Genomic DNA, 23,840 nt, shown 5'->3' with positions numbered 1-23,840 from the left:
CGCGCACCCCCGCGCGCCGCCGGGTTGCGCGTTCAGGCCCCTTGCGCGGCCGCGCTCCGCTCCTCCGGGTGAACGCCGATGGCCGGGGTGGCCGGCCCGGTGTTCACTGAACCCATGCCCTTCCAGCGCTACGGCGTGCTGTCCGGCACCCTGCACCAGCACTTCCGGGACACCCCCGACGACGAGGGCGCCTGGTTCCACGTCAACCTGCGGGTGGACGCCCCCGACGGGCGGTACCGGTGCGCCGTCGACGTGGACAGCCACGACTCGGCCACCGGCGTGCAGTGGAAGGTCTTCACCGTGGACGCGGCGGCGCTCGGACCGGCGGCCGCCCTGGCACCGGGCTACCACGAGCTGGCCCGCACCCCCGCCTCCGGGGCGCTGGACTACATCCGGCACCCGGCCCTGAAGGGCCGGCCGGCCTGGTGGGCGACGCTGCCCGGCTGGCTGCGGAAGCTGCTCGCACCACTGGTCGGGCCCGCCCTGCCGTGGACCTCGGGGTCCAACCTCGACGCCGCCCTCGCCCTGGAGCCGATCCTCGCCGTCGGGCGGCCCGTCCTGGTCTTCGGGGAGCCCTTCAGCGCCGGCCTGGGCATGCACAACATCCACCAGAACCAGGGCGACCCCGCCGGCAGCCAGTGGTGGGCGGAGAACGGCATCTGGCAGGACGGGGCCACCCTGACCCGCCGCCCCGACGGCCGGTACGACGTCTTCCTGAACAAGTTCTCCACCCAGGCGGACCAGACCGGCAAGACCGGCCACCCCCTCTAGGCCGCCGCCTCCCGGCCACAGCCCTGGGGCCACGCCTCCGGGCCGCCCCCTCCGGGCCCACCCCGATCGATGTCCACTTTCACCCGAATGGCGCTGTTCGCGTGGTGGGTGCCGCCGTCCGGGTGAAGAGTGATCGCAGGCCCGCGGCGCGACCGCGGGGTGCGAACGGAGGCATACGGCCATGACAGAGTCATCACGACCTTCAGGTACCCCCGGGTACGGCACACCGGGCGGCCCGCCGGTCAACTCGTCCTGGGTGTCCGGCGGGGTGACCTTCGCCGGCATCCTGCTCCTGATCAACGGTGCACTGGCGGTGCTCCAGGGCATCGCCGCGATCGCCGAGGACGACATCTACGCCCGCTTCGGCGACTACATCTACAAGATCAACCTCACCGGTTGGGGCTGGATCCTGCTCATCATGGGCGTGCTCGCGCTCGTCGCCGGCTGGGGCGTGCTCAGCGGCGCCGGCTGGGGCCGCCTGATAGGCATCGGCCTGGCCTCGCTGAGCATGGTGCTGCAGTTCCTCTTCCTGCCGTACCAGCCGCTCTGGTCGATCATCATGATCGGCATCAACATCTTCGTGATCTGGGCGCTCGCCGTCTACCAGCCCGAGGAAACCGTGGGCTGACGGTGGGTTGACGGAGGATCAGGAAGGCCGCGCGGCCTGTGAGCCGAGCCACGCGTCGGTCCGGCGCGGGTCGAGGAGCCAGTCTTCGAGCCCGGCCGGATCGGCGTAGGCCGCCGCGAACCGGTCCGCCACGGACGGAACGGCCGCGGCGGCCCCCAGCACCCGCTGGACGTGCGGCGGGGGCGGGGCCTGGAGCATCAGGTTCGTGAACGCGACGCTGTACCGGGCGTGTTCCCAGAACAGGGCGTGGGTGCGCCGCATCCACGCCTCGTCGAAGGCGCGTTCCCCGTGAGCGAGGATCTCGCGGAGGTACGTGGCGGCGCAGCGGGCGGCGTTGTTCGCGCCCTGGCCGGTGACCGGGTCGTTCAGCACGAGGGTGTCGGCCATGCCGAGGACGGGCCGGCGGGGTGCCGGCAGCGCGACCGGGTGGCGCACCCGGGGGGTGAGCGCGCCGTACAGGGTGGCGCGGGCGTCGGTGGGTTCGGCACCGCGGCACCACTCGTGCTCCCAGGGGACGTGCCGGCGCAGCAGGCCGAGGGACCGCTCCAGGAAGGCCGCGGGGCCGGGCCGGTCGGCGAACACGTCCAGCGGCCCGCCGGGCACGGCCTCCCACAGCAGGATCGTGCAGGGGCCGGAGAGGGTGAGGGCCGGCTGGAGGAAGAGTTCGCCGCCGCCGGTCACCGCCGTGATCCGGGCGTGCTCCCCGCCCGGCCCGGGCGGGGTGCCCACGCCGTTTAGATAGGCGCAGGCCAGGGTGCGCTGCGGCTTCTCGTACGGCGAGTGGGCGGCGTCGGCCGGGAACAGGGCGGAGAGGCCGCCCCGCCCGGCGGCCACCAGCGTCAGGTCGTGGCCGGCCGCCAGCCGGGCCAGCCCGTCGCGGTCCACGGTGCGGTACTCGGTCCGGCCGCCCCGCTCCTCGAAGAGTTCCAGCCAGGCCGGCAGCTTCACGCGCTGGTCCACCGACTGCTGGCCTTCGTCGAGCCGCGTCCCGAATCCGGTGAGCCGGGCGCCGTCCGGGCCGGCCAGGGCGAAGGTCATGTCCCGTACGAGCGGGGTGCGCTCCGCCCAGAGGTCGAGGCCCAGGGCGCGCTCCAGGCTCCGGGCCGGGCCGAACATGGCCTGGGTGGACAGCGGGTGGCCCTCCCTGACCTGGCCGGCCGTCCGTGCGGCCGTCAACGTCACGTCGTAGCCGTGCCGTTGCAAGCCGAGTGCGAGGTGCAGCCCCGCCTGGCCCGCCCCGACGATCGCGATCCTGCGCACCGCGCCCTCCTCCGCGAGACTCCCGTGGCGGCCACGCTACGCAGGGCGCGGCGCCCGCCGCCGGGCGTCACCGCAGGCTGTCTCGATCCGACCCGTCCGGGGTCTGGCCCCGGCCCGCGCCCGGCAGGGATCATGGAGCGCCGTCCGGCAGTTCCGTCCGGTCCCGTCCCCTCCCAGGAGGCACGCCGTGCCGATCGCCCCGAGTTACGCGTCCGGGCCCTCGCGGGTCCCGCTGCTGGGCCGCACGATCGGGGACGACTTCGACCGGGCGGTACGGGCGTTCCCCGACCGGGACGCCCTGGTCGAGCGGGACACCGGGCGCCGGTGGACGTACGCGGAACTGGCCGCCGACGTCGACGCCCTGGCCCTGGGCCTGCTGGGGCTGGGCATCACCAAGGGCGACCGGGTCGGCATCTGGGCGCCCAACCGGGCCGAGTGGACCCTGGTGCAGTACGCCACCGCCAAGATCGGCGCGGTGCTGGTGACCGTCAACCCGGCGTACCGGGCGCACGAGCTGGAGTACGTGCTCAACCAGTCCGGGGTCCGGCTGCTGGCCGCGGCCGACCGGTTCAGGACCTCCGACTACGCGGGGATGATCGAGGAGGTGTCGCCCCGCTGCCCGGCCCTGGAACACGTACTGCTGCTGGGCTCCGAGCGGTGGGACGGCCTGCTGGCCGAGGGGCGGCGCGCGGAGCCGGCCGTGCTGGCCGCCGCGCAGGCGGCGCTGAGCCCGGACGACCCGATCAACATCCAGTACACCTCGGGCACCACCGGCTTCCCCAAGGGCGCCACCCTGTCGCACCACAACATCCTCAACAACGGCTTCTTCGTCGGCGAGTTGCTGGGGTACACGGAGCAGGACCGGGTCTGCATCCCGGTGCCCTTCTACCACTGCTTCGGCATGGTGATGGGCAACCTGGCGTGCACCAGCCACGGCGCCGCGATGGTCATCCCGGCCCCGGCCTTCGACCCGGCGGCCACGCTCGCCGCGGTGGCCGCCGAGTCCTGCACCTCGCTGTACGGCGTGCCCACCATGTTCATCGCCGAACTGGCGGACCCTGGCTTCGACTCGTACGACCTGTCCAGCCTGCGCACCGGGATCATGGCGGGCTCGCCCTGCCCCACCGAGGTGATGAAGGAGGTCATCGGGCGGATGGGCATGGCGGAGGTGTCCATTTGCTATGGCATGACGGAGACCTCCCCGGTCTCGACGCAGACCCGGGTGGACGACCCGGTCGAGCGCCGGGTGTCCACGGTGGGCCGGGTGGGGCCTCACCTGGAGGTGAAGGTCGTCGACCCGGACACCGGCCTGACGGTGCCGCGCGGCATGCCGGGCGAGCTGTGCACCCGCGGGTACTCGGTGATGCTCGGCTACTGGGGCGAGCCGGAGAAGACCGCCGAGGCGGTGGACGCTGCCCGCTGGATGCACACCGGGGACCTGGCCGTGATGGACGGGGAGGGGTACCTCGCCATCACCGGGCGGATCAAGGACATGGTGATCAGGGGCGGGGAGAACCTCTACCCGCGCGAGATCGAGGAGTTCCTCCACGGCCACCCCGACGTCCTCGACGTCCAGGTGATCGGCGTGCCGGACGAGAAGTACGGCGAGGAGCTGATGGCGTGGGTGCGGATGCGGGAGGGCGCCGAGCCGCTCACGGCGGAGGCGGTCCGCGCGTACTGCACGGGGCGGCTCGCACACTTCAAGATCCCGCGGTACGTCCACGTGGTGGACGCCTTCCCGATGACGGTCACCGGGAAGGTCCGCAAGGTGGAGATGCGCGAGGCGGCGGCCGCGATCCTGAACCTCAAGTCCCCCTGAAACAGAGCCGAACGCGGATCAGCGGAACTCGCGGACGACCTGGATCCGCCCGACGATGTGGGCGTTGAACTCGTCCAGCTCCTCGGCCGGCACCCAGAGCTCCAGGATCGTCCGCCCGCCGGCCTGCCGCACGGGATAGCGGGCGAGGAACTCGGTGTCCACCTCGAAGCGGGTGACGAACCCGGCCCCGCTGTGCGGGACGTTCCAGTCGCGGGCGATCCTGACCGCGTAGTCCTCGTTGAGCACGGGGTAGAAGATCGGCTGGTCCGGCAGCCGGGGCGGCCAGGCCCGCCAGCCGAGCTCCGCGACGAGCGCCAGCTCGTGGGGGCCGGTGGGGCGCCACAGGGTCGTCGTCGCTCGGCGGCCGGTCATGGCTCTTCTTCGCTTTCGGTCACGGTGGCCGCCCGGGGCGGGCGGCGCGGTGACGGAACGTTAGCCGCGCGCCCCCGCGCCCGGCACGTGCTTTTCCGCCGTCAGCCGAGCAGGGCGTAGACCGTGGAGGCGCGGGCGGCGGGTTCCTCGGTGCCCTCGGCGGTCATGGTGATGTCGGCGAAGGCCATCCGCTTGCCGAGCTTGGTGACGTCCACCCGCACCAGCAGGTCCGCGCCGACGACCGGGCGCTGGAAGCTGGTCGACTGCTGGACGGTGGTCATCGGACCGTACGCACCGCGGGCGGCCGAGATGGCGATCACCGTGGCGGTGTCGGCGGCGGCCATCATGGCCTGCCCGGACAACCCGCCACCGTCCCGGGCCAACTGGTCGGACCAGGGCAGCCGCAGCACGGCGTGCCGCTCGCCGGTCTCGGCCACGGTGAGCCCGAGCGCGAGCACCCAGGGAGCGAAGTTGTCGGCAAGGATCTTGTCGGCCTCGGCCGCAGTCAGCGTCACCCCCCGATTCTGACCGCGCACCCGGCCCGCCCACAACACCCGGCAGGCTGTGGAAGCGCGCCCGGACGTCTCGGGACGGGTCAGGGAGCGGTTCCGATGCGCCGGGTGCCTGTGGCCGCCCGCCGGGTGCGGCCACGGCAGCCGGGACGTCAGAGGGCGGCGGCCAGTTCGGTGCCCTGCTTGACGGCGCGCTTGGCGTCCAGTTCGGCGGCCACGTCGGCGCCGCCGATGAGGTGGGCGCGGACGCCGGCCGCGGTCAGCTCGTCGTACAGGTCGCGGCGCGGCTCCTGGCCGGTGCAGAGCACGACCGTGTCGGCGGGCACGGTGTGCGCGGTGCCGTCGACCGTGATGTGCAGGCCCTCGTCGTCGATCCGCTCGTACGTGGCGCCGGCGACGGTGGTGACCCCTCGGTGCTTGAGCTCGGTGCGGTGGATCCAGCCGGTGGTGGTGCCCAGGCCGGCACCGACCTTGGTGGTCTTGCGCTGGAGGAGGTGAACGGTGCGGGGGGTGGCGGGCCGCTCGGGGGTGCCGAGTCCGCCGCGGGCGCCGTACGTCGTGTCGACGCCCCAGTGCCGGAAGTAGACGGCCGGATCCTGGCTGGCGCCCTCGCCGCTGTCGGTGAGGTACTCGGCGACGTCGAAGCCGATGCCGCCGGCACCGACGATCGCGACGCGCTCGCCGACCGGGGCGCCGTCGCGCAGGACGTCGAGGTAGCTGAGGACCTTGGGGTGGTCCACGCCCTCGATCTCGGGGGTGCGGGGGGTGACGCCGGTGGCGACGACCACGTCGTCGTACCCCTCGGCGGCCAGGCCGGCCGCGTCGGCGAGGGTGTTCAGCCGGACCTCGATGCCGCGGGCGGCCAGCTGGGTGCCGAAGTAGCGGATGGTCTCCTCGAACTCCTCCTTGCCCGGGATGCGGCGGGCGATGTCGAGCTGTCCGCCGATGTGGCCGGAGGCCTCGTACAGGGTGACGGAGTGGCCGCGCTCGGCGGCGGAGACGGCGCAGGCGAGGCCGGCCGGGCCGGCGCCGACGACGGCGACACGCTTCTTCAGGCGGGTGGGGGCGAGGACCAGCTCGGTCTCGTGGCAGGCGCGGGGGTTGACCAGGCAGGAGGTGATCCTGCCGCTGAAGGTGTGGTCGAGGCAGGCCTGGTTGCAGCCGATGCAGGTGTTGATCGTCTCGGGACGGCCGGCTCCGGCCTTGGCGACGAACTCGGCGTCGGCCAGGAAGGGGCGGGCCAGGGAGACCAGGTCGGCGCGGCCCTCGGCGAGGATCTCCTCGGCCTTCTCGGGGGTGTTGATGCGGTTGCTGGTGACCAGCGGGATGCTCACCGCCCCCATCAGGCGCTGGGTGACCCAGGTGTACGCGCCGCGGGGGACGGACGTGGCGATGGTGGGGATGCGCGCCTCGTGCCAGCCGATGCCGGTGTTGATGATGGTGGCGCCTGCGGCCTCGATCTCCTTGGCGAGGAAGACGACCTCGTCGAGGGTGGAGCCGACGGGGACCAGGTCGAGCATCGAGAGGCGGTAGATCAGGATGAAGTCCGGGCCGACGGCCTCGCGGGTGCGGCGGACGATCTCCAGCGGGAAGCGGACGCGGTTCTCGTACGAGCCGCCCCAGCGGTCCTCGCGCCGGTTGGTGTGCTCGGCGGTGAACTCGTTGATCAGGTAGCCCTCGGAGCCCATGATCTCGACGCCGTCGTAGCCGGCGAGCTTCGCGAGGCGGGCGGCGCGCACGAAGTCCTCGACGGTCTCCTCGACCTCGTCGTCGGTGAGGGCGTGCGGCACGAAGGGGCTGATGGGGGCCTGGAGGGCGCTGGGGGCGACCAGGTCCGCGTGGTAGGCGTAGCGGCCGAAGTGCAGGATCTGCATGGCGATCCGGCCGCCCTCGGCGTGCACCGCCTCGGTGATCGCGCGGTGCTCCTCGGCCTCGGCCTCGGTGGTGAGGCGGGACCCGCCCTCGAAGGGACGGCCGCGGTCGTTGGGGGCGATGCCGCCGGTGACGATCAGGCCGACGCCGCCGCGGGCGCGCTCGGCGTAGAAGGCGGCGAGGCGCTCGAAGCCGCGCTCGGCCTCCTCCAGGCCGGTGTGCATCGAGCCCATGATCACCCGGTTCGGCAGGGTGGTGAACCCGAGGTCCAGGGGGCTCAGCAGGTGCGGGTACGGGGTCATGGGGGCGCCTCCTCGCGCGGTGTCCTTGAGCCTGTTGTACCGACCGGTAACCGGTTTTGCAACTAGGTGCATAAGAGGTGTGGTGCGGGTCATGGCGACCGCGCGGGCCCCGGAGGGCCGCAAGGTCGGGGCCCGGAGGGCCCGGGGGTCCGCTGGTAGGGTCCTTGATCATCAAGCGAGAGCGAGCGGGTGTGCGGCCGGGGGGCCGTGCGCACCCCGCCGAACCGATTCGCCCAGGGGGGCCGCTTCCTCATGCACCGACACACCCCGCGACACACCACACGCCACACCCCGCGCCTGCTGGCCGTCGCCGCGACCGTGGCCCTGGCCGCCACGGCCGGTCCGGCCGCACTCCCCGCCACGGCGGCCGCGGCCGCGGCCGCAGGGCCGGGCGCCGGAACGGCCGCCGGACCCGCAGCCGGACCGGCCGCCCCGGACACGGCCGTGGCAGCGGTCCCCAGGATCCCGGCGGGGCGGGAGGTCATCGCCGCCGGGCCGACCGGGTTCCTCACCTGGGACCCCGCCCTGGGCCACCGGCTCGACTGGACGCGCTACGCGGACGGCGTGACGAAGAAGGTGGGCGACGCCTCGGGCTTCCACTCGGAGGCCCGCGCCCGGCACGGCGGCCTCTCCGACACCATCGCCGTGACCGACACGGACTTCGCCCCGCTCGCGGACCGCGTCACCCTCCGCCGGATGGACAAGGGGACCCAGAGCACGGTCGGGCTCACGGCACGCGGGCTCGGCTACCTCGGCGCGACGGGCTCCAGCGTGATCGCGCACAAGGGGAAGCCCGGCACGGTGGAACTCCACCTGCTCGACCTCGACGGCACCCGCGTGACGGACCGGACCGTCACCGGAATGCCCTCCCTGGCCTACCGGCCCCGCGTGACCGCGCTCGGCCCCGGCACGTTCGTCCTGACCTACCAGACCGGCCCGGAGCTGAGCGACCCCAAGCGGGACGCCCTGGTCGACGCCAAGGCCGGCAAGGTGCTGCGCACCTACGCCTCCGCGAGCTGGGGCACCCCGTCGCTCTCCGCCCGCCACATCGTCTGGTCCGGGATGCAGTGGAAGCCCGAGACCGGCACCTACCGCAGCGTCGTGCGCGTGGCCGAACTCGGATCCGCCGACGTGGCCGTACGCCTCACCTCGGACACCGAGCGGGACGGGCTGAAGGCCGACCTGCTGGACGACTGGCTCGTGAGCGGCGTGCACGCCCAGCTCGGGCTCGGCAGGCGTCCCACCGACTACGCCCTGTACGCCGAGCCGCTGGCCGGCGGCCCGCGCGTGCGGCTGCTCGACCACGCCTCCTCGGTCGTCCCCGGCCCGGCCGGCACGCTGCTGGCCATGGGCGGCACCCTGGCCCGGGGCGAGGGGCTGTACCGGATCGCCAAGGGCGCCGACGGGAAGCCGGCGGCGACGCTCCTCGCCGGCACCGGTGAGCCGACCAAGGTGACCCTGTACGGCCAGGACGTCCCCTCGGCCGTCCGCCTCGACGGCGACGCGGTCCTGCGGATGCGCTGGCAGGTCTCCCCCCACGAGTCGAGGATGACGCTGGTGCTCCGGCACCGGGCGACGGGCCTGACGACGGAGGGCGACGAGGAGCTCACCCGGGTCGGCTACGAGCAGGACACCCCCTACGACCCGAGCCGCACGCGGCTGGAGTTCCGCTGGCCGGGGCTCGTACGCGCCCCGGACGGACGCTCGTACCGACGGGCACCCAACGGCGCGTACACCTGGACCCTCACCGTCGCCCCGCTGGACGGCATCGGACCGGACCTCAAGGTCGGCGGGACCGTCACCGTCCGCCGCGCCCCGGCCCCGCACGACCTCACCGACGACGGCACGCCCGACCTCCTCGGCCTGACCCCGACCGGCCGGCTGTACCGACAGAACTCCGTGCAGCACGGCTACACCGGGGTGGAACCGGCCGGCGGCGCGAGCTCCCTCGGCACGGGCTGGGACCGCTACAACGCCCTGGCCCTCGGCGGCGACGTGGTCGGCAGCGTGCACCCGGACCTGCTGACCCGCGACACGGCGGGCGTGCTCTGGGTGCACCCCGGCAAGGGCGACGGAAAGTTCGCGGACCGGCTCAGGGTGGGCAGCGGCTGGAACACGTACGCCGAACTCGCCGCGAGCGGCGACCTCACGGGGGACGGACGCGCCGACCTGCTGGCCCGCGACAAGGCCGGCGTGCTGTGGCTCCACCGGGGTACGGGCAAGGCCTCCGCACCGTACCGGGCGCGCACGCGCGTCGGTCCCGGCTGGGGGATCTACGACAAGCTGGTCGCGCCGGGGAACGTGGCCGGCGGCGGGGCGCGCGACCTGCTGGCCCGCGACAAGGCGGCGTCCTGTGGCTCTACCGGGGCCGGGGCGACGGCACCTTCGCCGCCCGGACCAAGGCCGGCGAGAACTGGAACCTGTACCGGGACATCGTGGGCTGGGGGGACGCGAACCGGGACGGGAAGCCGGACCTCTACGTCCGCCGCAAGGACGGCAAGGACGCGGTCCAGTACGGGACGGGCAACGCGACCTTCCCGTTCTCGCTCTCCCCCGAAGACCCGGGGTTCCTCACCGGCAGGACGTACCGCAGCTTCCACTGACGCTCCGGGCCGGCCGAAAGGGTTCGTTCGGGAAAACCGCCTGCTCACGGGCGGGTTACGGCTGGTACAGTCCGCGGTCGATCACGTGTCGGCGGACAGGTGTGCGGCGGGGATCCGAAGCGCGTCGGGTCCGCCCGTACCCGACCTGGGGGTCCCGCATGCACCACCGCACGTCCCGACGCCTGCTCGCCGTCGCCGTCATGACCGGCCTCGCCGCCACCGGCGCGCCCGCCGTCGTGCCGGCGACGGCGGCCCCGTCCGCGCCGTACGCCGCCGCGGGGGCGGAGGTGACCGCGGGGGTGCCGAGGATCGCCTCCGACCTGCGGATCGTCAGCGCCGGGCGAAGCGGGTTCCTCACCGAGGGCGGCGACGACCGGCAGCTGGCGTGGACCCGGTACTCGGACGGCATCACCACCCCGTTCCATCGCTGGCTGGGTGGCCTCCACGAGCAGGGCGGGCTGTCGGACACCGTGGTCATGCCGCCCGCCGAGACCGGCGCGCCCACGGTGCTGCACCACATGGAGACGGGCACCACCACTGCCCTCGACCTGAGGCCGCTCGGCCAGATCCCCCTCGGCGGGCTCGGCACCACCGTGATCACCCAGGGCTGGGAGGCCGAGCACGGCTTCGTGGTCCACCTGCTCAGTGACCCGCGGCAGGGCATGACGGACCGCGTCGTGACGGGACTGCCCGAGGGGGCCCGGAGTCTCTCCATCGAGGCGTACGCCGAAGGAGCGTTCGTCCTGCAGTACAAGACGGGCACCACGGACGCCCCGGTCCTCCACCAGGCCGTGGTGGACGTCGCCGGCGCACGGATCACGAACACCTACCGCGTCTGGGACTCATGGGGCGACGTCGCCCTCTCCGGGACGCACATCGCCTGGGTGGGCTGGGCGAACGGAGTACGAGGCCACGTCCTGCGGACCGCCCCCCGGGGCTCCGGCACGGTGACCACGAAGCCCACTGGCGGTTCCGACGGGTGGGTGCTGGGGCTCCTCGACGGCTGGGCGGTCTCCGGGAACCGGACGAACGTCGAGTGGGGCGAGGAGGACAAGGACTACGGCCTTTACGCCACGCCCTTGGCCGGCGGTACGCCCAAGCGGCTGCTGGCCCACGCGACGAGCGTCGTTCCCGGGCCGGACGGAACCCTCCTCGCCATGGGCGGCACCCTCACCTACGGGGAGGGCCTGTACCGGATCTCCAAGGGGACGGACGGCGTTCCGCGCGCCAAGCTCGTCGCCGGCACCGGTCAGCCGACCAAGGTGACGCTGCTCGACTCGGAGGTCCCGGCCGTCATCGACCCCACGGCCCGCAAGACCACCGGCCTGCGGTGGCAGCTGTCCCGCCGCAACGTGCACGTGGAGCTCGTGCTGCGCCACAAGGCCAGCGGCGAGTTCGCGGGCATCGACCCGGCGGAGGAGGGGGAGATCTCCGAGGACGGCTGGCTGACGTACGACTGGGACGGGACCGTGGGCATCGCCGCAGGCAGGCGCCACGCCCCCAACGGGGCGTACGAATGGACCCTCACCGCGAAGCCCCGCAACGGGATCGGCCCCACGCTGGAAGCCAAGGGCGGCTTCACCGTCCGCCGCGCCCCGGCACCGCACGACTACACCGACGACGGTTCGCCCGACCTGCTCGGCCTCACGAACGTCGGCCAGCTCATCGGCAGCAACACCCACCACGACGGCGCGGTGGAGACCGTCGGCAATCACGAGGACTACTTCGGCGAGTTCTGGGAGAAGTACTCCGCCCTCGTGCCCGCGGGCAACGTCGGCGGCACCTCCCGCGCGGACCTGCTGGCCCGGGACGGCGCCGGTGTGCTGTGGCTCTACACCGGCAAGGGCGACGGGAAGTTCGCGACCCGGATCAAGGTCGGTGGCGGCTGGAACACGTACGACCGGATGACCGCGGGCGGCGACGTGACCGGCGACGGCCGGGCCGACCTCGTCGCCCGCGACCGGAGCGGTGTGCTCTGGCTCTACCGGGCGACCGGTTCTGCCACCGTGCCGTACAAGTCGCGGCAGCGGATCAGCGGCGGCTGGGGCGGCTACAACGAGCTGACCTCCACGGGCAACATCGCCGGCGGCGCCGCGGGCGACCTCGTCGCCCGGGACAAGGACGGGGTGCTCTGGCTCCACCGCGGACGCGGGGACGGGACGTTCGGCGCCCGCACCAGGATCGGCAGCGGCTGGAACACCTACCAGGACCTGGTCGGCTGGGGCGACGCGGACGGGGACCGGAAGCCGGACCTCTACGCCCGCGACAAGGCGGGCAAGAGCTGGTTCTACGAGGGGACGGGCAACGCCACGGCCCCGTTCGCACGCCGGGTCCCGCTGTCCGGGTTCTTCACCGACAGGCCGTACACCGAGGTCTACTGACCGCCCCTGCCGGTCCTCGGACCCGCCGCCGCACCCGCTCGAAGAGGGCCGGCCGGTGCCGCTTGCCGGTGGGCGGAGGCGTGCGCGGGGGCGGCGAGGACGCCGGCGAGCTCGGCGCGGGCCGCGTCCGCCGTACCCGGCACGTCGGCGAGGTCGAGGGCGTCCAGGGCCCGTTCGGCCGCGCGCAGCACGTCGTGGCGCCGGGTCTGGTCCGCGGGCAGTCCGGCCAGCAGTCCCGACAGCACGTCCAGGTCCTGTACGAGCTCCCAGACCCCGGCCTCGAAGACCGCGAGGTCCATCCGGCCCCGCCGGTACAGGGGCCGGTCGCTGCTGGTTTGGACGTCGCCCTCGGCGGTCGGGGCGTGGGCGGTGAGCACGGGGTTGGCGGCGGCCTCGACGTACCACTCGACCCGCTCGCCGTCCGCGGCCCGGTCGGTGACCCGCACCCGGTCGTTGAGCGCGCTGAGGCCCTTGACCTCGCCGCCGTCGGACGCGTGCACCAGCCCCTCGCACTGGAAGCCGGGCATCGCGCGGTCGAAGCCCAGGTCGAGGACGGCCTCGACGGTACGGCCGGCCCACTGGTCCGGCACGGTCCCGGTGACCCGGAACCAGGTCGTGCCCCACGCGGGCCCGGGCCTCCTCGCCCGAGCCCGGTTGCGGGCCCCAGCGTACGGAGGGGGCGCCGGGGAGCCGGGCCCCGCCGGCAGGCGTGTCGGCCGGTCCCGCAACACACGCCGTCCCGCCCCCTCCGGCGGTGAAACGTCACTTCATCCGGTACGTGACCTTCTCCGCGAGCTTCCCGTCCTTGAAGCAGAAGCGGTACACCTCGTCGCCGCTGCCCTGGTCCGAGACGTACCAGGAGCACTGCGCACCCGCCGGCACGGCCGGGCCGTCCTCCTTCAGCGCGGAGGTCACGAAGCTCTCGCCGGAGGGGAGCGTGCCGCGTACGGTGCTCTCCGCGTCGCCGACCCGGGCGGCTTCGTACACCTTCGGGTCGATCATGTTCTCCTGTACGGCGCCGAACAGCTTGACCGCCCCGAAGGCGAGCACCGCCAGCAGCCCGATGCCGAGCACGCCGGCCACTCCGCACCCGATGAGACAGCCCTTGCGCTGCGCCACGTCCTGTTCCTTCCGGTCATTCCTTCGTACGTTCTCGGACGATTACGACGTTCGCAGAAGGCAAAGCCGCGTGCTGTATTCCAAAGTCGCCAGTCGGTGCGACGTTCGTCGTTCCTGCTTCGAACCTGCTTCGCCGTACGCGTTCCGTCGTTTGCAGCGCATGAAGGGGGGCTCAGATGGGGTACGGCGCGAGGACCCGGCGGGTGCGGGCCGCGGCGGCCGCCGCGGGCGCGGTGGGAGCGGTCGGGGCACTGCTCGGCGCCTGCTCGGACGGCGGCGGGAGCGGCGCGCAGGGACGGCCCGCCGGAACGTTCACCCCCCGGCCGCTCCCTTCCCCCGCCGCAGGCGGCCACGGGGCCGGGCCGCCGCTGGACGCGGCCCGGGTCCCGCGTACGGCAGCGCAGGCGCGGGCGCTGGCCGGGCGGATCGTCGCGGATCCGGGGCTGTTCGGGCGGGAGGTCCGCCGCGACAGCCCGTACGAGAGCGACCCCGCGGCCTGGCCGGTGCTGGACGGAAGCTGCGTGTGGCGGATCCGGCCGGTGCCGCCGGACGTGCTGGCGAGCGTCACCCGCTACTACCGCGTCCCGGCCGGGCCGGGCCGCTCCGGGACCCGGCTGACGGCCACGGTCACCGTGCACCGGACCCCGCGGGACTCGTCCTGGGAGATCGCCCGGGCCATGGAGGAGGTCATGCGCTGCCCCGCCCAGGAGCTGCGGGACGGCGAGCGGCTCGACTCCCTGTTCACCTCCGCGCTGCACCTGTCCGAGCAGAACAACGACTGGGCGCAGGAGGCCTTTTCGGAGACCGGCGACTTCCACGACCGGACCGGCGGCCCGTACCCGTACATCTGGGCCGAGGGGAAGTACGGGCCGGTGACCGTGGCCGTGTCGGTCCGCGGCGCGCAGGGCGTGACGCGCGCGGCGCTGGTCGGCCTGGTGGCGGAGGGGCAGACGTGGATGATGCGCCGGGCCCAGCAGGCGATCGGGAGGGCCTCGTGATGGAACCGCTGCTGCCGACGGACCCCTCGCGCATCGGCGGTTACCGGCTGCTGGGCCGGCTGGGCGCGGGCGGCATGGGGGTGGTCTACCTGGGCCGCGCGGACGGCGGCGGGCTCGCCGCGGTGAAGGCGATCCGCGCGGAGTACGCGGAGGAGGCGGACTTCCGGGCCCGCTTCCGGCGGGAGGTGAGGGCCGCCCGGCGCGTGCAGAGCCCGTACGTGGTGGCGCTCGCGGACGCCGAGCCGGAGGCGGAATCGCCTTGGCTGGCAACGGAGTTCGTGCCCGGCCTGTCGCTGGCGGAGGCGGTCGGCGGGTACGGGCCGCTGCCGGTCGGGGCGGTGCGCGTGCTGGGGCTCGCGCTGGCCCGCGCGCTGGCCGCCGTGCACCAGGCGGGCCTGGTGCACCGGGACGTGAAGCCCGCCAACGTGCTGCTGGCGGCCGGCGGGCCCCGGCTGATCGACTTCGGGATCGCGCGGGCCGCCGACACCACCGCGCTGACCTCGACGGACATGGTGGTCGGCAGTCCGGGGTTCCTCTCGCCGGAGCAGGCGCAGGGGCGGCGGGCGACCGCGGCGAGCGACGTGTTCGCGCTGGGCTGTCTGCTGGTCTACGCGGCGACCGGCCGGACGCCGTTCGGCGCGGGCCCGGTGGAAGCGCTGCTGTACCGCACCGTGCACGACGAACCGGACGTGCCGTGGGCGGAGTTGGGGGACGCGGAGCTGGCGGGGCTGCTGCGCGTCTGCCTGGCGAAGGACCCGTACGACCGGCCCACACCGGACGCGTTGGCCGCCGCGCTGGCCGAGGGCGACGGCGGGGTGGGGACGGGGCCCGGGTCCGGGGCTGGGGCCGGGGCTGGGGCGGGGCCCGGGTCTGGGGCTGGGGCTGGGGCTGGGGCCGGGGCTGGGGCCGGGTCTGGGGCTGGGGCTGGGGCTGGGGCTGGGGCCGGTGCTGGAACGGGAGCGGCGACGGGGGCGACGGGCGTGACGGGGGTTACGGGCACGGGCGGCCGTACGGGAGCGCCGGGCGGGACGCGGGGCACGGGTGGCGCGGGTGGCGGTACGGCCGCGTCCGCGGGTGGCGGCTGGCTGCCCGATCCCGTCGTCGCCGCGGTCGCGGCGCGGGCCGCCGAGTTCCTCGCGCTGCCGGGCATCGAGGCCACGGTGGCGGAGGGGCGGGCCGGTTGGCCCGGGCGCCGCCGGTTCCTGCTGGCCGGTGCCGGGGCGGCGCTCGCGGCGGGCGGCGGCACGGCCGCCTGGCTGGGCCTGCGTCCCGGCCGCCGGCCCGCCGGCCCGGCGCCGCGGCGCTGGACGATCGGGGTGCACGCGGACCTCTCGGGCCCGGGTGCCGCCGTCGGTCGGGCCCAGGAGCGGGGGGTCCGGCTGGCGGTGGAGGCCTTCAACTCCCGCCGGAGGCGCCCGTTCACGCTGTCGGTGACGGTCGCCGACGACCGGGGCGAGGGCGCACGGGCGCCGGGCGCCGCCGCCGCACTGGCCGGCGACCGCGACGTACTCGCGGTGATCGGGCCGACCGGCGACGCCTCCGCTTACACCTCCCTGGACCGCTACGGCGCGGCCTCCCTCCCCCTGGTCACCGTCTCCGCGGCGGGCTCCGGCTTCGGGCTCGCCGACCGGCGCGCGCTGCTCCAGACCTGCCCGGTCGCCGCCGCCCACGCGGAGGCGGTGAACCTGCAGTTCGTGGCCGGGGGCACGGTCCGGCGGCTCGGCGTGCTCTGCGACCGCTCCGGCGACTCCCCCGCCTGGGAGACCGCCTTCCTCGCCGACCTGTCCGTCGGCCACTACGTGCCGGAGGCCACGGCCCACCCGCGGGTGATCCCGCGCGGCGAGACGGACTACGCGCCGGTCGTCGGCGACCTGCTCGGCCGGAACCTCGACGGCTTCCTGTACACGGGCGCCCCGTTGGGGGCCGCCCGGGTGGCGCGGCTGCTGCGCGCCGCCGGCTTCGCCGGGCCGCGGATCGCCGACTACCCCTCCATGGGGCCCGAGTTCCTCCGGCTGGCCGGCCCGGACGCGGAGGGCTGGCAGTTCTTCGCCCCGTACACCGGGCCCGAGGCGCCCGAGGCGGCGCCGGTGACGACCGCGCACCGCCGCCGGTACGGGTCGGCGCCCGCGCCCTGGACGGCCGAGGCCTACGACGTGACGCTGATGGTGGCCGACCGGCTGGCCCGCCTCGCGGCGGGCGGCGACCGGCCGGGCCGGGCCGAACTGCTGGCCGGCCTCGCGAAGGGCACGTACCGCGGGCTGCTCAAGGAGTACGCCTTCGACGGGGCCGGCCGGATCAGGGGGACCGTCTCGTTCCTGCACCGCATCGAGGGCGGCCGGGTGCGGTACGCGGGGCCCGCGCCGGCCCGGCCCCGGGGACGGCCGGCACCGGGCGGGGCGGGGGCGGCACCGGGCGGGGCCGGACGGCCGTCGCCGGACGGGCCGGAGCGGCGAGCCCCTCGCGGAGCGCGGCAGCCCGAGCCGGGCAGGGCCGAACGGCCGTCGCCGGACGGGCCGGAGCGGCGGGCAGCGGGCGCGGCGGAGCGCTCCGCGCCCCGCGGACCGGGGCGGGCCTAGAGCATGCGGCCGCTGCGGGCGGGGGATCCGTCGTCGGTGGGCGGGCACCGGCTGCTCGGGCGGCTCGGCGCCGGGGGCATGGGCACGGTGTACCTGGCCCGGTCGCCCGGCGGGGCACTCGTGGCGCTGAAGGTGATCGCCGCCGGGCACGCGGCGGACCCGGAGTTCCGGCGGCGCTTCCGGCGCGAGGTGGCCGTGGCGCGGGGGCTGCGGGGGCGCTGGCTCGTGCCGGTGGTGGCGGCCGATCCGGAGGCGCGTGAGCCCTGGCTCGCCACGGTGTACGTGCCGGGTCCGTCCCTCGCGGAGGCGGTCGCGGCATACGGGCCGCTGCCCCCGGCCACCGTACGGGTGCTCGGTGCCCGGCTCGCGGCGGCGCTGGCGGAGGTGCACGCGGCGGGGCTGGTGCACCGGGACGTGAAGCCGGGCAACGTGCTGCTGGCCCCGGACGGGCCGCGCCTGATCGACTTCGGGATCGCCAGGGGTGTGGACGCGACCGCCCTGACGGCCGCGGGGGCGGTGGTCGGCACGCCCGGGTACCTCTCCCCCGAACAGGCGCGGGCGGGCGGTCCGGCCGAAGTGGGGCCGCCGGGCGATGTGTTCGCGCTCGGGTGCCTGCTGGTCTTCGCCTCGACGGGTCGGGGGCCGTTCGGCGGTGGGAACCCGGCGGCGGTGGTGTTCCGGACGGTACACGAGGAGCCCGAACTGGCGGGCGTGCCAGCCGCGTTGGTGCCGCTGGTGCGGACCTGCCTGGCCAAGGACCCGGCACTCCGGCCGTCGGCGCGCGAGCTGTGCCGGGCCCTGGGCGGGGAGGAGGACGGGGAGGTCGGCGGGAACGGGGGCGCGGAGCGCCCGGCGATCGGGGTCCGCCCGGCGGAGGGGGGCCGCCCCACGGACGGAGTGCACCCCACGGACGGCGTCCGCCCGCCGGACGGAGTGCACCCCACAGACAGGGTCCGCCTGCCGGACGGAGTGCACCCCACGGACGGAGTCCGGCCGCCGGATGGCGCGCCCCAGGAGAGCGGGGCGCACCCGGAGAGCGCGACGCACCCGGCGGACGGCACGCGCCCGGAGAGCCGGGCCCACCCGGCGCACGGCAGGCGCCCGGAAGACGGGAACCACCCGGGACGAGGCACGCGCCCGAAGGGCGAAGCCGACCCAACGCACGGCACACCCCCGGAAGAGGGGAACCAGCCGGGACAAGGCACGCGCCCTGAGGCGGGAGCCCTCCCGGCGCAAGGCACGCACCCGAAGGACGAAGCCCGCCCAGCACACGGCACACCCCCCGAAGACGGGGACCACCCAGCACACGGCACACGCCCGGAGAACGGGGGGCCCTCGACGGACCGGGCGCGCCCGGAAAGCGGCCCCCAGACGGCGGACCGGGCACGCCCGACGGCCCGGGCACGCCCGGTGGACGGGGAGCCCCCGGTGGACGGGGAGCCCGCGGTGGACGGGAAGCGCCAAGGGAACGGTCCGCACTCGACGCACGGAGCACGCCCAGCGGACGCCACGGCCCCCGCGGACACCGCCCGCCCCGCGGACACCGCGCGCCCAGCGGTCGCCGGGGCCGGCGCCCAGTCCGGAACCGGGGCCAGGGCCGGGACCGAGGCCGGGACCGGGACCGAAGCCGGGACCCACGCCGGGACCGAGGCCGGGAGCGAGGCCGGGACCGGGACCGGGAGCGAGGCCGGGAGCGAGGCCGAGGCCGGCGCCCAGGCCTGGACCGGGGCCTGGACCGGGGCCGGGGCCACGGCCGGGGCCGGCTGGCTGCCCGCGCCGCTGCCGCAGCTGATCGCGGAACGGGCGGCGGGGGCGCTGGCGCTGCCGGTCCCGGAGCCGACGGCCGCCGGCCGGCCGGCGTGGGGCCGGCCGGCCCGGCGGCGGCTGCTGGCGGCCGGCGGGGCGTTCGCGCTGGCGGCCGCGGGGACGGGGGTGTGGCTGGCCACCCGGTCCGGCGGCGCCCGGTCCGGCGGTACCGGGTCCGGCGGCGGGGGCCGTGCGGTGCCGCCGACCCGGACGATCGGTTTCCACGCCGACCTGAGCGGGCCGGGCGCAGAGGCCGGGCTGGCCCAGCGGCGCGGGGCCGAGCTGGCGGTGGAGGCGCACAACTCCCGTCCGGACGCGGCCTTCCGCCTGCTGCTGCGGGCCGTGGACGACGCGGGCGAGCGGGCGCGGGCCGCACGGGCGGCGGCCGCGTTCGCGGCCGACCCCTCGGTGCTGGCGGTGCTCGGCCCGAGCTGGGACGCGGCCGCGGAGGAGGTGGCGGTGCTGTACGACCGGGTCCGGCTGCCGGCGCTGCTGGTGTCGGCGGACGGGCGGGCCGCGGCGGGCACCCGGTCGGTGTTCGCGACGCGGCCGCCCGGCGGGATGCTGGCGGTTCCGCTGGCCCACTACCTGGCCGGCGCCCGGCCGACGTCCCTGACCGCCGTGGTGCGCGACGCGGCGGGCGGTACTCCGGCCCGGGAGGTGGCCCGGGCCCTCGACGCGGAGGAGCCGGCACGCGACGTGGTGATCACCCATCAGATCACCCTGGGGGAAACCGACTTCACCCGCACGGCCCGCTCGGTGGTGGCGGGCGGTGCGGCCGGCGTGGTGTACGCGGGCACCTCTCCGGCCCGCGCGGCCCTGCTGGCGAGGGCGCTGGCCCGGGAGGGCTTCCGGGGTCCTCGGGCGGCCCCGCAGTACGCAATGGGCCCGGCCTTCCTGCGCGGGGCCGGGGCGGCCGGGACCGGGTGGGTGTTCGGTGCGCACTTCGCGGATCCGCTGGCGCTGCCGGGGGCGCGGGCCTTCGTACGGGCGCACCGGGCCGCGTACGGGGTGCCGCCGGGGCGCTGGGCGGTGGAGGCGTACGACGCGGTGGGCCTGCTGGCGGCCGCGCTGGCCGGCGTCGGGGCGCGGACGTCCGCCGGAGTGCGCGAGGAGCTCGCCGGGCGGCTGCTCCGCGCGTCCCACCAGGGCGTCGCCGAGCGGCTGGAGTTCGACCCGGCCACCCGGGCCCTGCCGTACCGCCGGGGCTCCTACCTGTACCGGGCGGAGGGCGGCACGTACCGCTTCCTCGGGGCGTACGACCGGGTCCGGGCCTGACGGCGCGACACGGGGGCGGCCGGGCGCGGGGCCGGCTCCGTGTATACAGGGAGCAGGCATCGCATATCAGACGTACCGGGAGGAACCTGATGGCGGAGTTCGACGAGCCCCTGATCGTCGTCGGTGTGGACGGGTCGAGCCACTCGAAGGAGGCGCTGCGCTGGGCCGCGCGCCAGGCGAAGGCGGTCGGCGGGCGGGTGGACGCGGTGATGGCCTGGGAGTGGTCGCGGAACCCGTTCGACCTGGGCATCCCGGCCACCGACGACGAGGACACCGAACTGCTCACCGCGGAGGAGGCCGCCCGCCGGATGCTGCTGGAGGCGGTCGGGGACGCGCTCGGCCCCGACCCCGGGGTGCCGGTCACCAAGCGCGTGGTCCAGGGCCCCCCGGCACAGGTGCTGGTGGAGGCCTCGGAGAAGGCGTCGCTGATCGCCGTCGGCACGCGCGGCTACGGCGGCTTCAAGGCGGCGGTCCTGGGCTCGGTGAGCCAGCAGGTGGTCCAGTACGCCCGCTGCACGGCGGTCGTGGTCCGCCCGGGCACGACCGGCTGACACCGGCCGCGACTCCGGCACACGCGCCGGGTACCGTCCTCCGGGTGAGCACCCGACGCGTCGACCGCATACCCGACGGCCTGACCCGGCGCGCCCGCGCCTTCGTCGGCACGCACGGCGTGAGGGTCGCCGTCCGCCCGGTCGAGGACCACCGGCAGTGGTGGCTCGAACGGGACGTCCCGGCGGCGGTGATCGACCTGATGGCGGCCTTCCAGGCGCGGTGGGGCGGCCTGTTGCTGCCGCCCGCCCCGCAGTACGACGGCGGTCCCCGCCACCTCGATCCGGACTCGCCGGAGCAGGACCCGGCCGGGTGGTGGTTCGAGGCCGGCGCGCAACGGACCGCGGTCCCCTACGCGTTCCTGGTCGGCCCGTCCGGCGAGTTCGGCATCCAGGGGTACGAGTGGGCGCCCCTCCACGCGACCGTGGAGGGCTGGGTCGAGTCGCTCGCCCTGGCGCACCACGCGTCCCTGGGGGCGAAGCAGATCACCCGGCTCGTCGGCGACGACGTCGACGGCATCGACCTGAGCAGGTACGAGCCGGTGCGGGAGGTCCGGGGCCTGGCGGACACCTGGTGGCGGGGGCCCGACTCGCTGGTGTCCGTGTACTCCGGGGAGGCCACGGCGATGGCCTCCCCCCGCGGCCGTGCAGCACTGGTCTACTCCGGCCTCGACGACTGGGGGCTCCGCGGGGGCGTGGACGACGATGCCTGAGGCCACGGAGCCGCCGGTCTTCGAGTCGGTCGGCTATCCCGGCGCGTGCGGGGGGTGCGGTGCGGAGCTGGAGTGCCAGGGCGTGCAGGCGCTGGTGGACGGCCGGTTGCGGTGGGACGTCGAGTCGCGGTGTGCCGCCTGCGGGTGTGCCGTGGCGGTGTGCGGCGGCGAGGTGCCGGACGAGCGGCGGGAGCAGCTGCTCGCCGAGCACGGACCGGCGAGGCTGCGGGTCGCCCTGCCGGCGGCACGCGTCACCGTCATGCGCGTCCTGCGCGCCGAACTGGGCCTCGACCTGCCGGCCGCCAAGGCCGCCTTGCACCACGTCCTGACCGGCGCCCACACAGGCACCGGCCCGGAGATGGAACGCCTGGCCCGCGCCCTGCGGACCGCCGGCGTCCCGGCCGCTGCCGTCCGCCCCTGAGGCCCCGCGCCGGGATCCGATGGCCCAACGCCCGCCCGTCCGCGCCACGGCGGGCTGTCCGCCGGATCCGGCCGAACCACCGTCCACGTCGCATCCGCCGGCGAACGTGTCCGGCGGGCCTCGGACGGGGAAGAAGGGGCGACGGGGACGCGGTGGACCGCCCAGGACGGCCCCATGACTCCAGACCTGGTCACGTTCCGGCGGTGTGAGGGACGGTCAGGTCCGAGGGGTCCGTGTTGGCGCCGCAGAGGACCACTGCCGTGGGGGCCGGGGTCGGGGGGAGGGTGGGGAGGGCGGCGTACGCGGTGGCCGCGGCGTGTTCCACGGCCAGGCGGTGGTCCTCCCAGAGCCGGTGGCGGGCCCGGATGATGGCCTCGTCGGGCACCAGTACCGAGTCGACGTGCGGGTGCCGGGCCGCGTGGAGGGCGTCCAGGGACACCCGCCGGGCGCCCAGGGCGTCGGCGGCCACCGAGGCCACCGGTACGTCGACCGGGCGGCCGGCTTCCAGGGCGGCGTTCAGGGCGCGGCAGTTCTCGGGTTCGACGACCACGACGCGTACGCCGTGCTCCCGGGCGGCCGTCGCGATGCCGGCGAAGAGGCCGCCGCCGCCCGCGGAGACCACGACGGTGCCGAGCCCCGGCAGCGCCCGCCGGATCTCGTCGAGGAGGGTGCCCGCACCGGCGGCGACCAGCGGGTTGTCGTACGCGTGGCTGACCAGCGCGCCGCTCAGGGCGGCGAACTCCTGGCAGGCGATGGCGGCTTCGCCGTACTCGTCGCCCTCCAGCCTGACGTCGGCGCCGTAAGAGCGCAGCTTGTCGACCTTCACGCGGGGCGCGGTCTTCGGGAGGAAGACCGTGGCGGGTACGCTGGCCCCGCGGGCCGCCCAGGCGCAGGCGAGGCCCGCGTTGCCGCCGGAGGCGATGGTGACGCCCGCCGCGGGGAGGGTGCCGGCCTCGCGGTGGGCGGAGATGAAGTTGTGGGCGCCCCGGGCCTTGAACGAGCCGGTGTGCTGGAGGTGTTCGAGGGCGAACCAGAGGTCCGGGCCGGCGGGGGCCAGGGCCACGGGCCGCACGTGGCCCGCGATGCGGTCGGCGGCGGAGCGGATCTCGGCGTACGACAGGGCGGTCATCGGCGGTCCTCCTTGTCGGGGGCGGCGGGGGTGGCGGGGGTGGCGGGGGCCGTGCCCGTGGGGCGGGCCGCGGCGATGAGCTGGCGCAGGGCGCCGTAGTACACCTCGTGGTCGGTCAGGGCGGGCAGCATCTCGGCCGCGTGACCGGACAGGGCGGGGAAGTCGGCGGGGTCGAGGGCGGCCAGGGCCGCGCGGGAGGCCTCGGTGGCGGCCCGGGGGTCGCGGTGGTCGACGAAGGCCGCGCTGCCGAGGGTCAGCAGGTACATCCGGCGGTACGCGGTCATCGCCTCCGGCGCGGTCATGCCGGCGGCGAGGCTGTCGGCGATGGCCGGCTCGACGAGCCGGGCGAGGAGGTTGCGGCCGAGCCAGGGCCGGGCGCCGCGGAGGACCAGGAGTCCGGGGTGGGCGGTGAGGAGTGCGTACAGGCCGGTGAACCGCAGCTCCGCGGCCTCGGCCCAGGGGGTGCCCGGCGGCACGTCGGGGAGACGGGCGGCCAGGTGGTCGGTGCACAGGTCGAGGAGGCCGGCGAGGTCCGTGCAGCGGCGTTGCACGGTGGCGTGCGAGACGTCGAGCCGGTCCGCGAGGGAGCGGAAGCTCAGTGCGGCCGGGCCGTCCTCGTCGAGGATCCGCAGGGCGGCTTCGGCGATGGCCCCCGGGGTGGCCCGGTCGAGGGCATCGGAACGACGCGGCATGAGATACACCGTAACATACGGCGTATCTCACACCCGGGAG

At 75.6% G+C, this 23,840-nt stretch carries 19 protein-coding genes and 1 pseudogene; 12 read left to right on the top strand and 8 right to left on the bottom strand.

Translation table 11 applies throughout. The features are described from left to right. The first annotated feature begins 114 nt into the window (after positions 1 to 114). Both ACIF6F_RS05800 and ACIF6F_RS05795 read left to right on the top strand, forming a co-directional pair. Positions 115 to 771, top strand: a complete 657-nt coding sequence (locus tag ACIF6F_RS05800) for a DUF2278 family protein (RefSeq protein ID WP_399941697.1) — start codon at positions 115 to 117, stop codon at positions 769 to 771. 181 nt (positions 772 to 952) lie between these two features. Further along, positions 953 to 1,399: a hypothetical protein gene (locus tag ACIF6F_RS05795; RefSeq protein WP_399941694.1), complete on the top strand. Its 447-nt coding sequence runs from the start codon at positions 953 to 955 to the stop codon at positions 1,397 to 1,399. Positions 1,400 to 1,417: 18 nt separating this feature from the next. Here ACIF6F_RS05795 and ACIF6F_RS05790 read toward each other — a convergent pair whose 3' ends face one another. Beyond that, complete coding sequence (locus ACIF6F_RS05790; RefSeq protein WP_399941691.1) at positions 1,418 to 2,659, bottom strand: styrene monooxygenase/indole monooxygenase family protein; 1,242 nt, start codon at positions 2,657 to 2,659, stop codon at positions 1,418 to 1,420. 187 nt (positions 2,660 to 2,846) lie between these two features. Between ACIF6F_RS05790 and ACIF6F_RS05785 the strand changes: the two genes are divergently transcribed. Then, a complete protein-coding gene (locus tag ACIF6F_RS05785; RefSeq protein WP_399941688.1) occupies positions 2,847 to 4,478 on the top strand; it encodes an AMP-binding protein in 1,632 nt (543 codons plus the stop codon). A gap of 18 nt (positions 4,479 to 4,496) precedes the next feature. Here the strand turns inward: ACIF6F_RS05785 and ACIF6F_RS05780 are convergent, their stop codons facing one another. The 3 genes from ACIF6F_RS05780 to ACIF6F_RS05770 form a co-directional block, all read right to left on the bottom strand. Next, positions 4,497 to 4,850: an ADP-ribosylation/crystallin J1 gene (locus ACIF6F_RS05780; protein WP_399941685.1), complete on the bottom strand. Its 354-nt coding sequence runs from the start codon at positions 4,848 to 4,850 to the stop codon at positions 4,497 to 4,499. A 101-nt stretch (positions 4,851 to 4,951) separates the two neighbouring features. Next, on the bottom strand, positions 4,952 to 5,365 hold the full coding sequence (locus ACIF6F_RS05775) for a PaaI family thioesterase (RefSeq protein WP_399941683.1): 414 nt from the start codon (positions 5,363 to 5,365) through the stop codon (positions 4,952 to 4,954). Between the two features lie 149 nt (positions 5,366 to 5,514). Further along, complete coding sequence (locus ACIF6F_RS05770) at positions 5,515 to 7,536, bottom strand: FAD-dependent oxidoreductase (RefSeq protein WP_399941680.1); 2,022 nt, start codon at positions 7,534 to 7,536, stop codon at positions 5,515 to 5,517. Between the two features lie 2,198 nt (positions 7,537 to 9,734). On the opposite strand from ACIF6F_RS05770, the gene ACIF6F_RS05765 reads away from it, so the two are divergent. Both ACIF6F_RS05765 and ACIF6F_RS05760 read left to right on the top strand, forming a co-directional pair. Further along, positions 9,735 to 10,139: an FG-GAP repeat domain-containing protein gene (locus tag ACIF6F_RS05765; RefSeq protein ID WP_399941677.1), complete on the top strand. Its 405-nt coding sequence runs from the start codon at positions 9,735 to 9,737 to the stop codon at positions 10,137 to 10,139. Positions 10,140 to 10,615: 476 nt separating this feature from the next. Continuing rightward, positions 10,616 to 12,520 carry an FG-GAP repeat domain-containing protein gene (locus ACIF6F_RS05760; RefSeq protein ID WP_399942192.1) on the top strand — a complete coding sequence of 635 codons (1,905 nt, stop codon included), beginning with the start codon at positions 10,616 to 10,618 and terminating at the stop codon, positions 12,518 to 12,520. Here ACIF6F_RS05760 and ACIF6F_RS05755 read toward each other — a convergent pair. Both ACIF6F_RS05755 and ACIF6F_RS05750 read right to left on the bottom strand, forming a co-directional pair. Next, positions 12,514 to 13,110, bottom strand: coding sequence for a hypothetical protein (locus ACIF6F_RS05755; protein ID WP_399941674.1), 597 nt, complete (start codon positions 13,108 to 13,110; stop codon positions 12,514 to 12,516). The two genes, ACIF6F_RS05760 and ACIF6F_RS05755, sit on opposite strands and share 7 nt — an antisense overlap. 172 nt (positions 13,111 to 13,282) lie before the next feature. Next, positions 13,283 to 13,639, bottom strand: coding sequence for a hypothetical protein (locus ACIF6F_RS05750; RefSeq protein ID WP_399941672.1), 357 nt, complete (start codon positions 13,637 to 13,639; stop codon positions 13,283 to 13,285). Between the two features lie 176 nt (positions 13,640 to 13,815). Between ACIF6F_RS05750 and ACIF6F_RS05745 the strand changes: the two genes are divergently transcribed. The 7 genes and pseudogenes from ACIF6F_RS05745 (at position 13,816) to ACIF6F_RS05715 (ending at position 21,979) form a co-directional block, all read left to right on the top strand. Then, the gene (locus ACIF6F_RS05745) at positions 13,816 to 14,637 is read left to right on the top strand and encodes a hypothetical protein (protein WP_399941669.1); all 822 of its coding nucleotides are present in this window, start codon (positions 13,816 to 13,818) and stop codon (positions 14,635 to 14,637) included. Continuing rightward, positions 14,637 to 17,213 carry a bifunctional serine/threonine-protein kinase/ABC transporter substrate-binding protein gene (locus ACIF6F_RS05740; RefSeq protein WP_399942189.1) on the top strand — a complete coding sequence of 859 codons (2,577 nt, stop codon included), beginning with the start codon at positions 14,637 to 14,639 and terminating at the stop codon, positions 17,211 to 17,213. Before ACIF6F_RS05745 ends, ACIF6F_RS05740 begins: the two co-directional genes overlap by 1 nt. Before the next feature lie 3 nt (positions 17,214 to 17,216). Continuing rightward, a pseudogene (locus ACIF6F_RS05735) lies at positions 17,217 to 18,021 on the top strand (serine/threonine-protein kinase); the annotation flags it as partial. 89 nt (positions 18,022 to 18,110) lie between these two features. Beyond that, entirely contained in the window at positions 18,111 to 20,297 is a 2,187-nt protein-coding gene (locus ACIF6F_RS05730) for an ABC transporter substrate-binding protein (RefSeq protein WP_399942186.1), read from the top strand. Positions 20,298 to 20,386: 89 nt separating this feature from the next. Further along, positions 20,387 to 20,848 (top strand): universal stress protein, encoded by a 462-nt coding sequence (locus tag ACIF6F_RS05725; RefSeq protein ID WP_399941666.1) that lies wholly within the window; start codon positions 20,387 to 20,389, stop codon positions 20,846 to 20,848. Positions 20,849 to 20,892: 44 nt separating this feature from the next. Continuing rightward, positions 20,893 to 21,558 carry a hypothetical protein gene (locus ACIF6F_RS05720; protein ID WP_399941663.1) on the top strand — a complete coding sequence of 222 codons (666 nt, stop codon included), beginning with the start codon at positions 20,893 to 20,895 and terminating at the stop codon, positions 21,556 to 21,558. Next, positions 21,551 to 21,979, top strand: coding sequence for a hypothetical protein (locus tag ACIF6F_RS05715; RefSeq protein WP_399941661.1), 429 nt, complete (start codon positions 21,551 to 21,553; stop codon positions 21,977 to 21,979). Before ACIF6F_RS05720 ends, ACIF6F_RS05715 begins: the two co-directional genes overlap by 8 nt. Before the next feature lie 190 nt (positions 21,980 to 22,169). Here the strand turns inward: ACIF6F_RS05715 and ACIF6F_RS05710 are convergent, their stop codons facing one another. Next, a complete protein-coding gene (locus ACIF6F_RS05710) occupies positions 22,170 to 23,108 on the bottom strand; it encodes a serine/threonine dehydratase (RefSeq protein WP_399941658.1) in 939 nt (312 codons plus the stop codon). Next, on the bottom strand, positions 23,105 to 23,800 hold the full coding sequence (locus ACIF6F_RS05705; RefSeq protein ID WP_399941656.1) for a TetR/AcrR family transcriptional regulator: 696 nt from the start codon (positions 23,798 to 23,800) through the stop codon (positions 23,105 to 23,107). Before ACIF6F_RS05705 ends, ACIF6F_RS05710 begins: the two co-directional genes overlap by 4 nt. Between the last annotated feature and the right edge of the window lie 40 nt (positions 23,801 to 23,840).

The organism is Streptomyces sp. NPDC086023 (assembly GCF_044540325.1).
Classification (GTDB): domain Bacteria; phylum Actinomycetota; class Actinomycetes; order Streptomycetales; family Streptomycetaceae; genus Streptomyces.
The sequence above is the reverse complement of the archived record's forward strand: the minus strand, read 5'-3'. Positions and strand labels throughout refer to the sequence as shown.

Bases quoted from the DNA above. Each gene is read 5' to 3' on its own strand.
- ACIF6F_RS05795 (WP_399941694.1), top strand. From the start codon at position 953: ATGACAGAGTCATCACGACCTTCAGGTACCCCCGGGTACGGCACACCG.
- ACIF6F_RS05715 (WP_399941661.1), top strand. From the start codon at position 21,551: ATGCCTGAGGCCACGGAGCCGCCGGTCTTCGAGTCGGTCGGCTATCCC.
- ACIF6F_RS05745 (WP_399941669.1), top strand. From the start codon at position 13,816: ATGGGGTACGGCGCGAGGACCCGGCGGGTGCGGGCCGCGGCGGCCGCC.
- ACIF6F_RS05780 (WP_399941685.1), bottom strand. From the start codon at position 4,850: ATGACCGGCCGCCGAGCGACGACGACCCTGTGGCGCCCCACCGGCCCC.
- ACIF6F_RS05725 (WP_399941666.1), top strand. From the start codon at position 20,387: ATGGCGGAGTTCGACGAGCCCCTGATCGTCGTCGGTGTGGACGGGTCG.
- ACIF6F_RS05705 (WP_399941656.1), bottom strand. From the start codon at position 23,800: ATGCCGCGTCGTTCCGATGCCCTCGACCGGGCCACCCCGGGGGCCATC.
- ACIF6F_RS05740 (WP_399942189.1), top strand. From the start codon at position 14,637: ATGGAACCGCTGCTGCCGACGGACCCCTCGCGCATCGGCGGTTACCGG.
- ACIF6F_RS05760 (WP_399942192.1), top strand. From the start codon at position 10,616: ATGCCGCCCGCCGAGACCGGCGCGCCCACGGTGCTGCACCACATGGAG.
- ACIF6F_RS05800 (WP_399941697.1), top strand. From the start codon at position 115: ATGCCCTTCCAGCGCTACGGCGTGCTGTCCGGCACCCTGCACCAGCAC.
- ACIF6F_RS05770 (WP_399941680.1), bottom strand. From the start codon at position 7,536: ATGACCCCGTACCCGCACCTGCTGAGCCCCCTGGACCTCGGGTTCACC.
- ACIF6F_RS05710 (WP_399941658.1), bottom strand. From the start codon at position 23,108: ATGACCGCCCTGTCGTACGCCGAGATCCGCTCCGCCGCCGACCGCATC.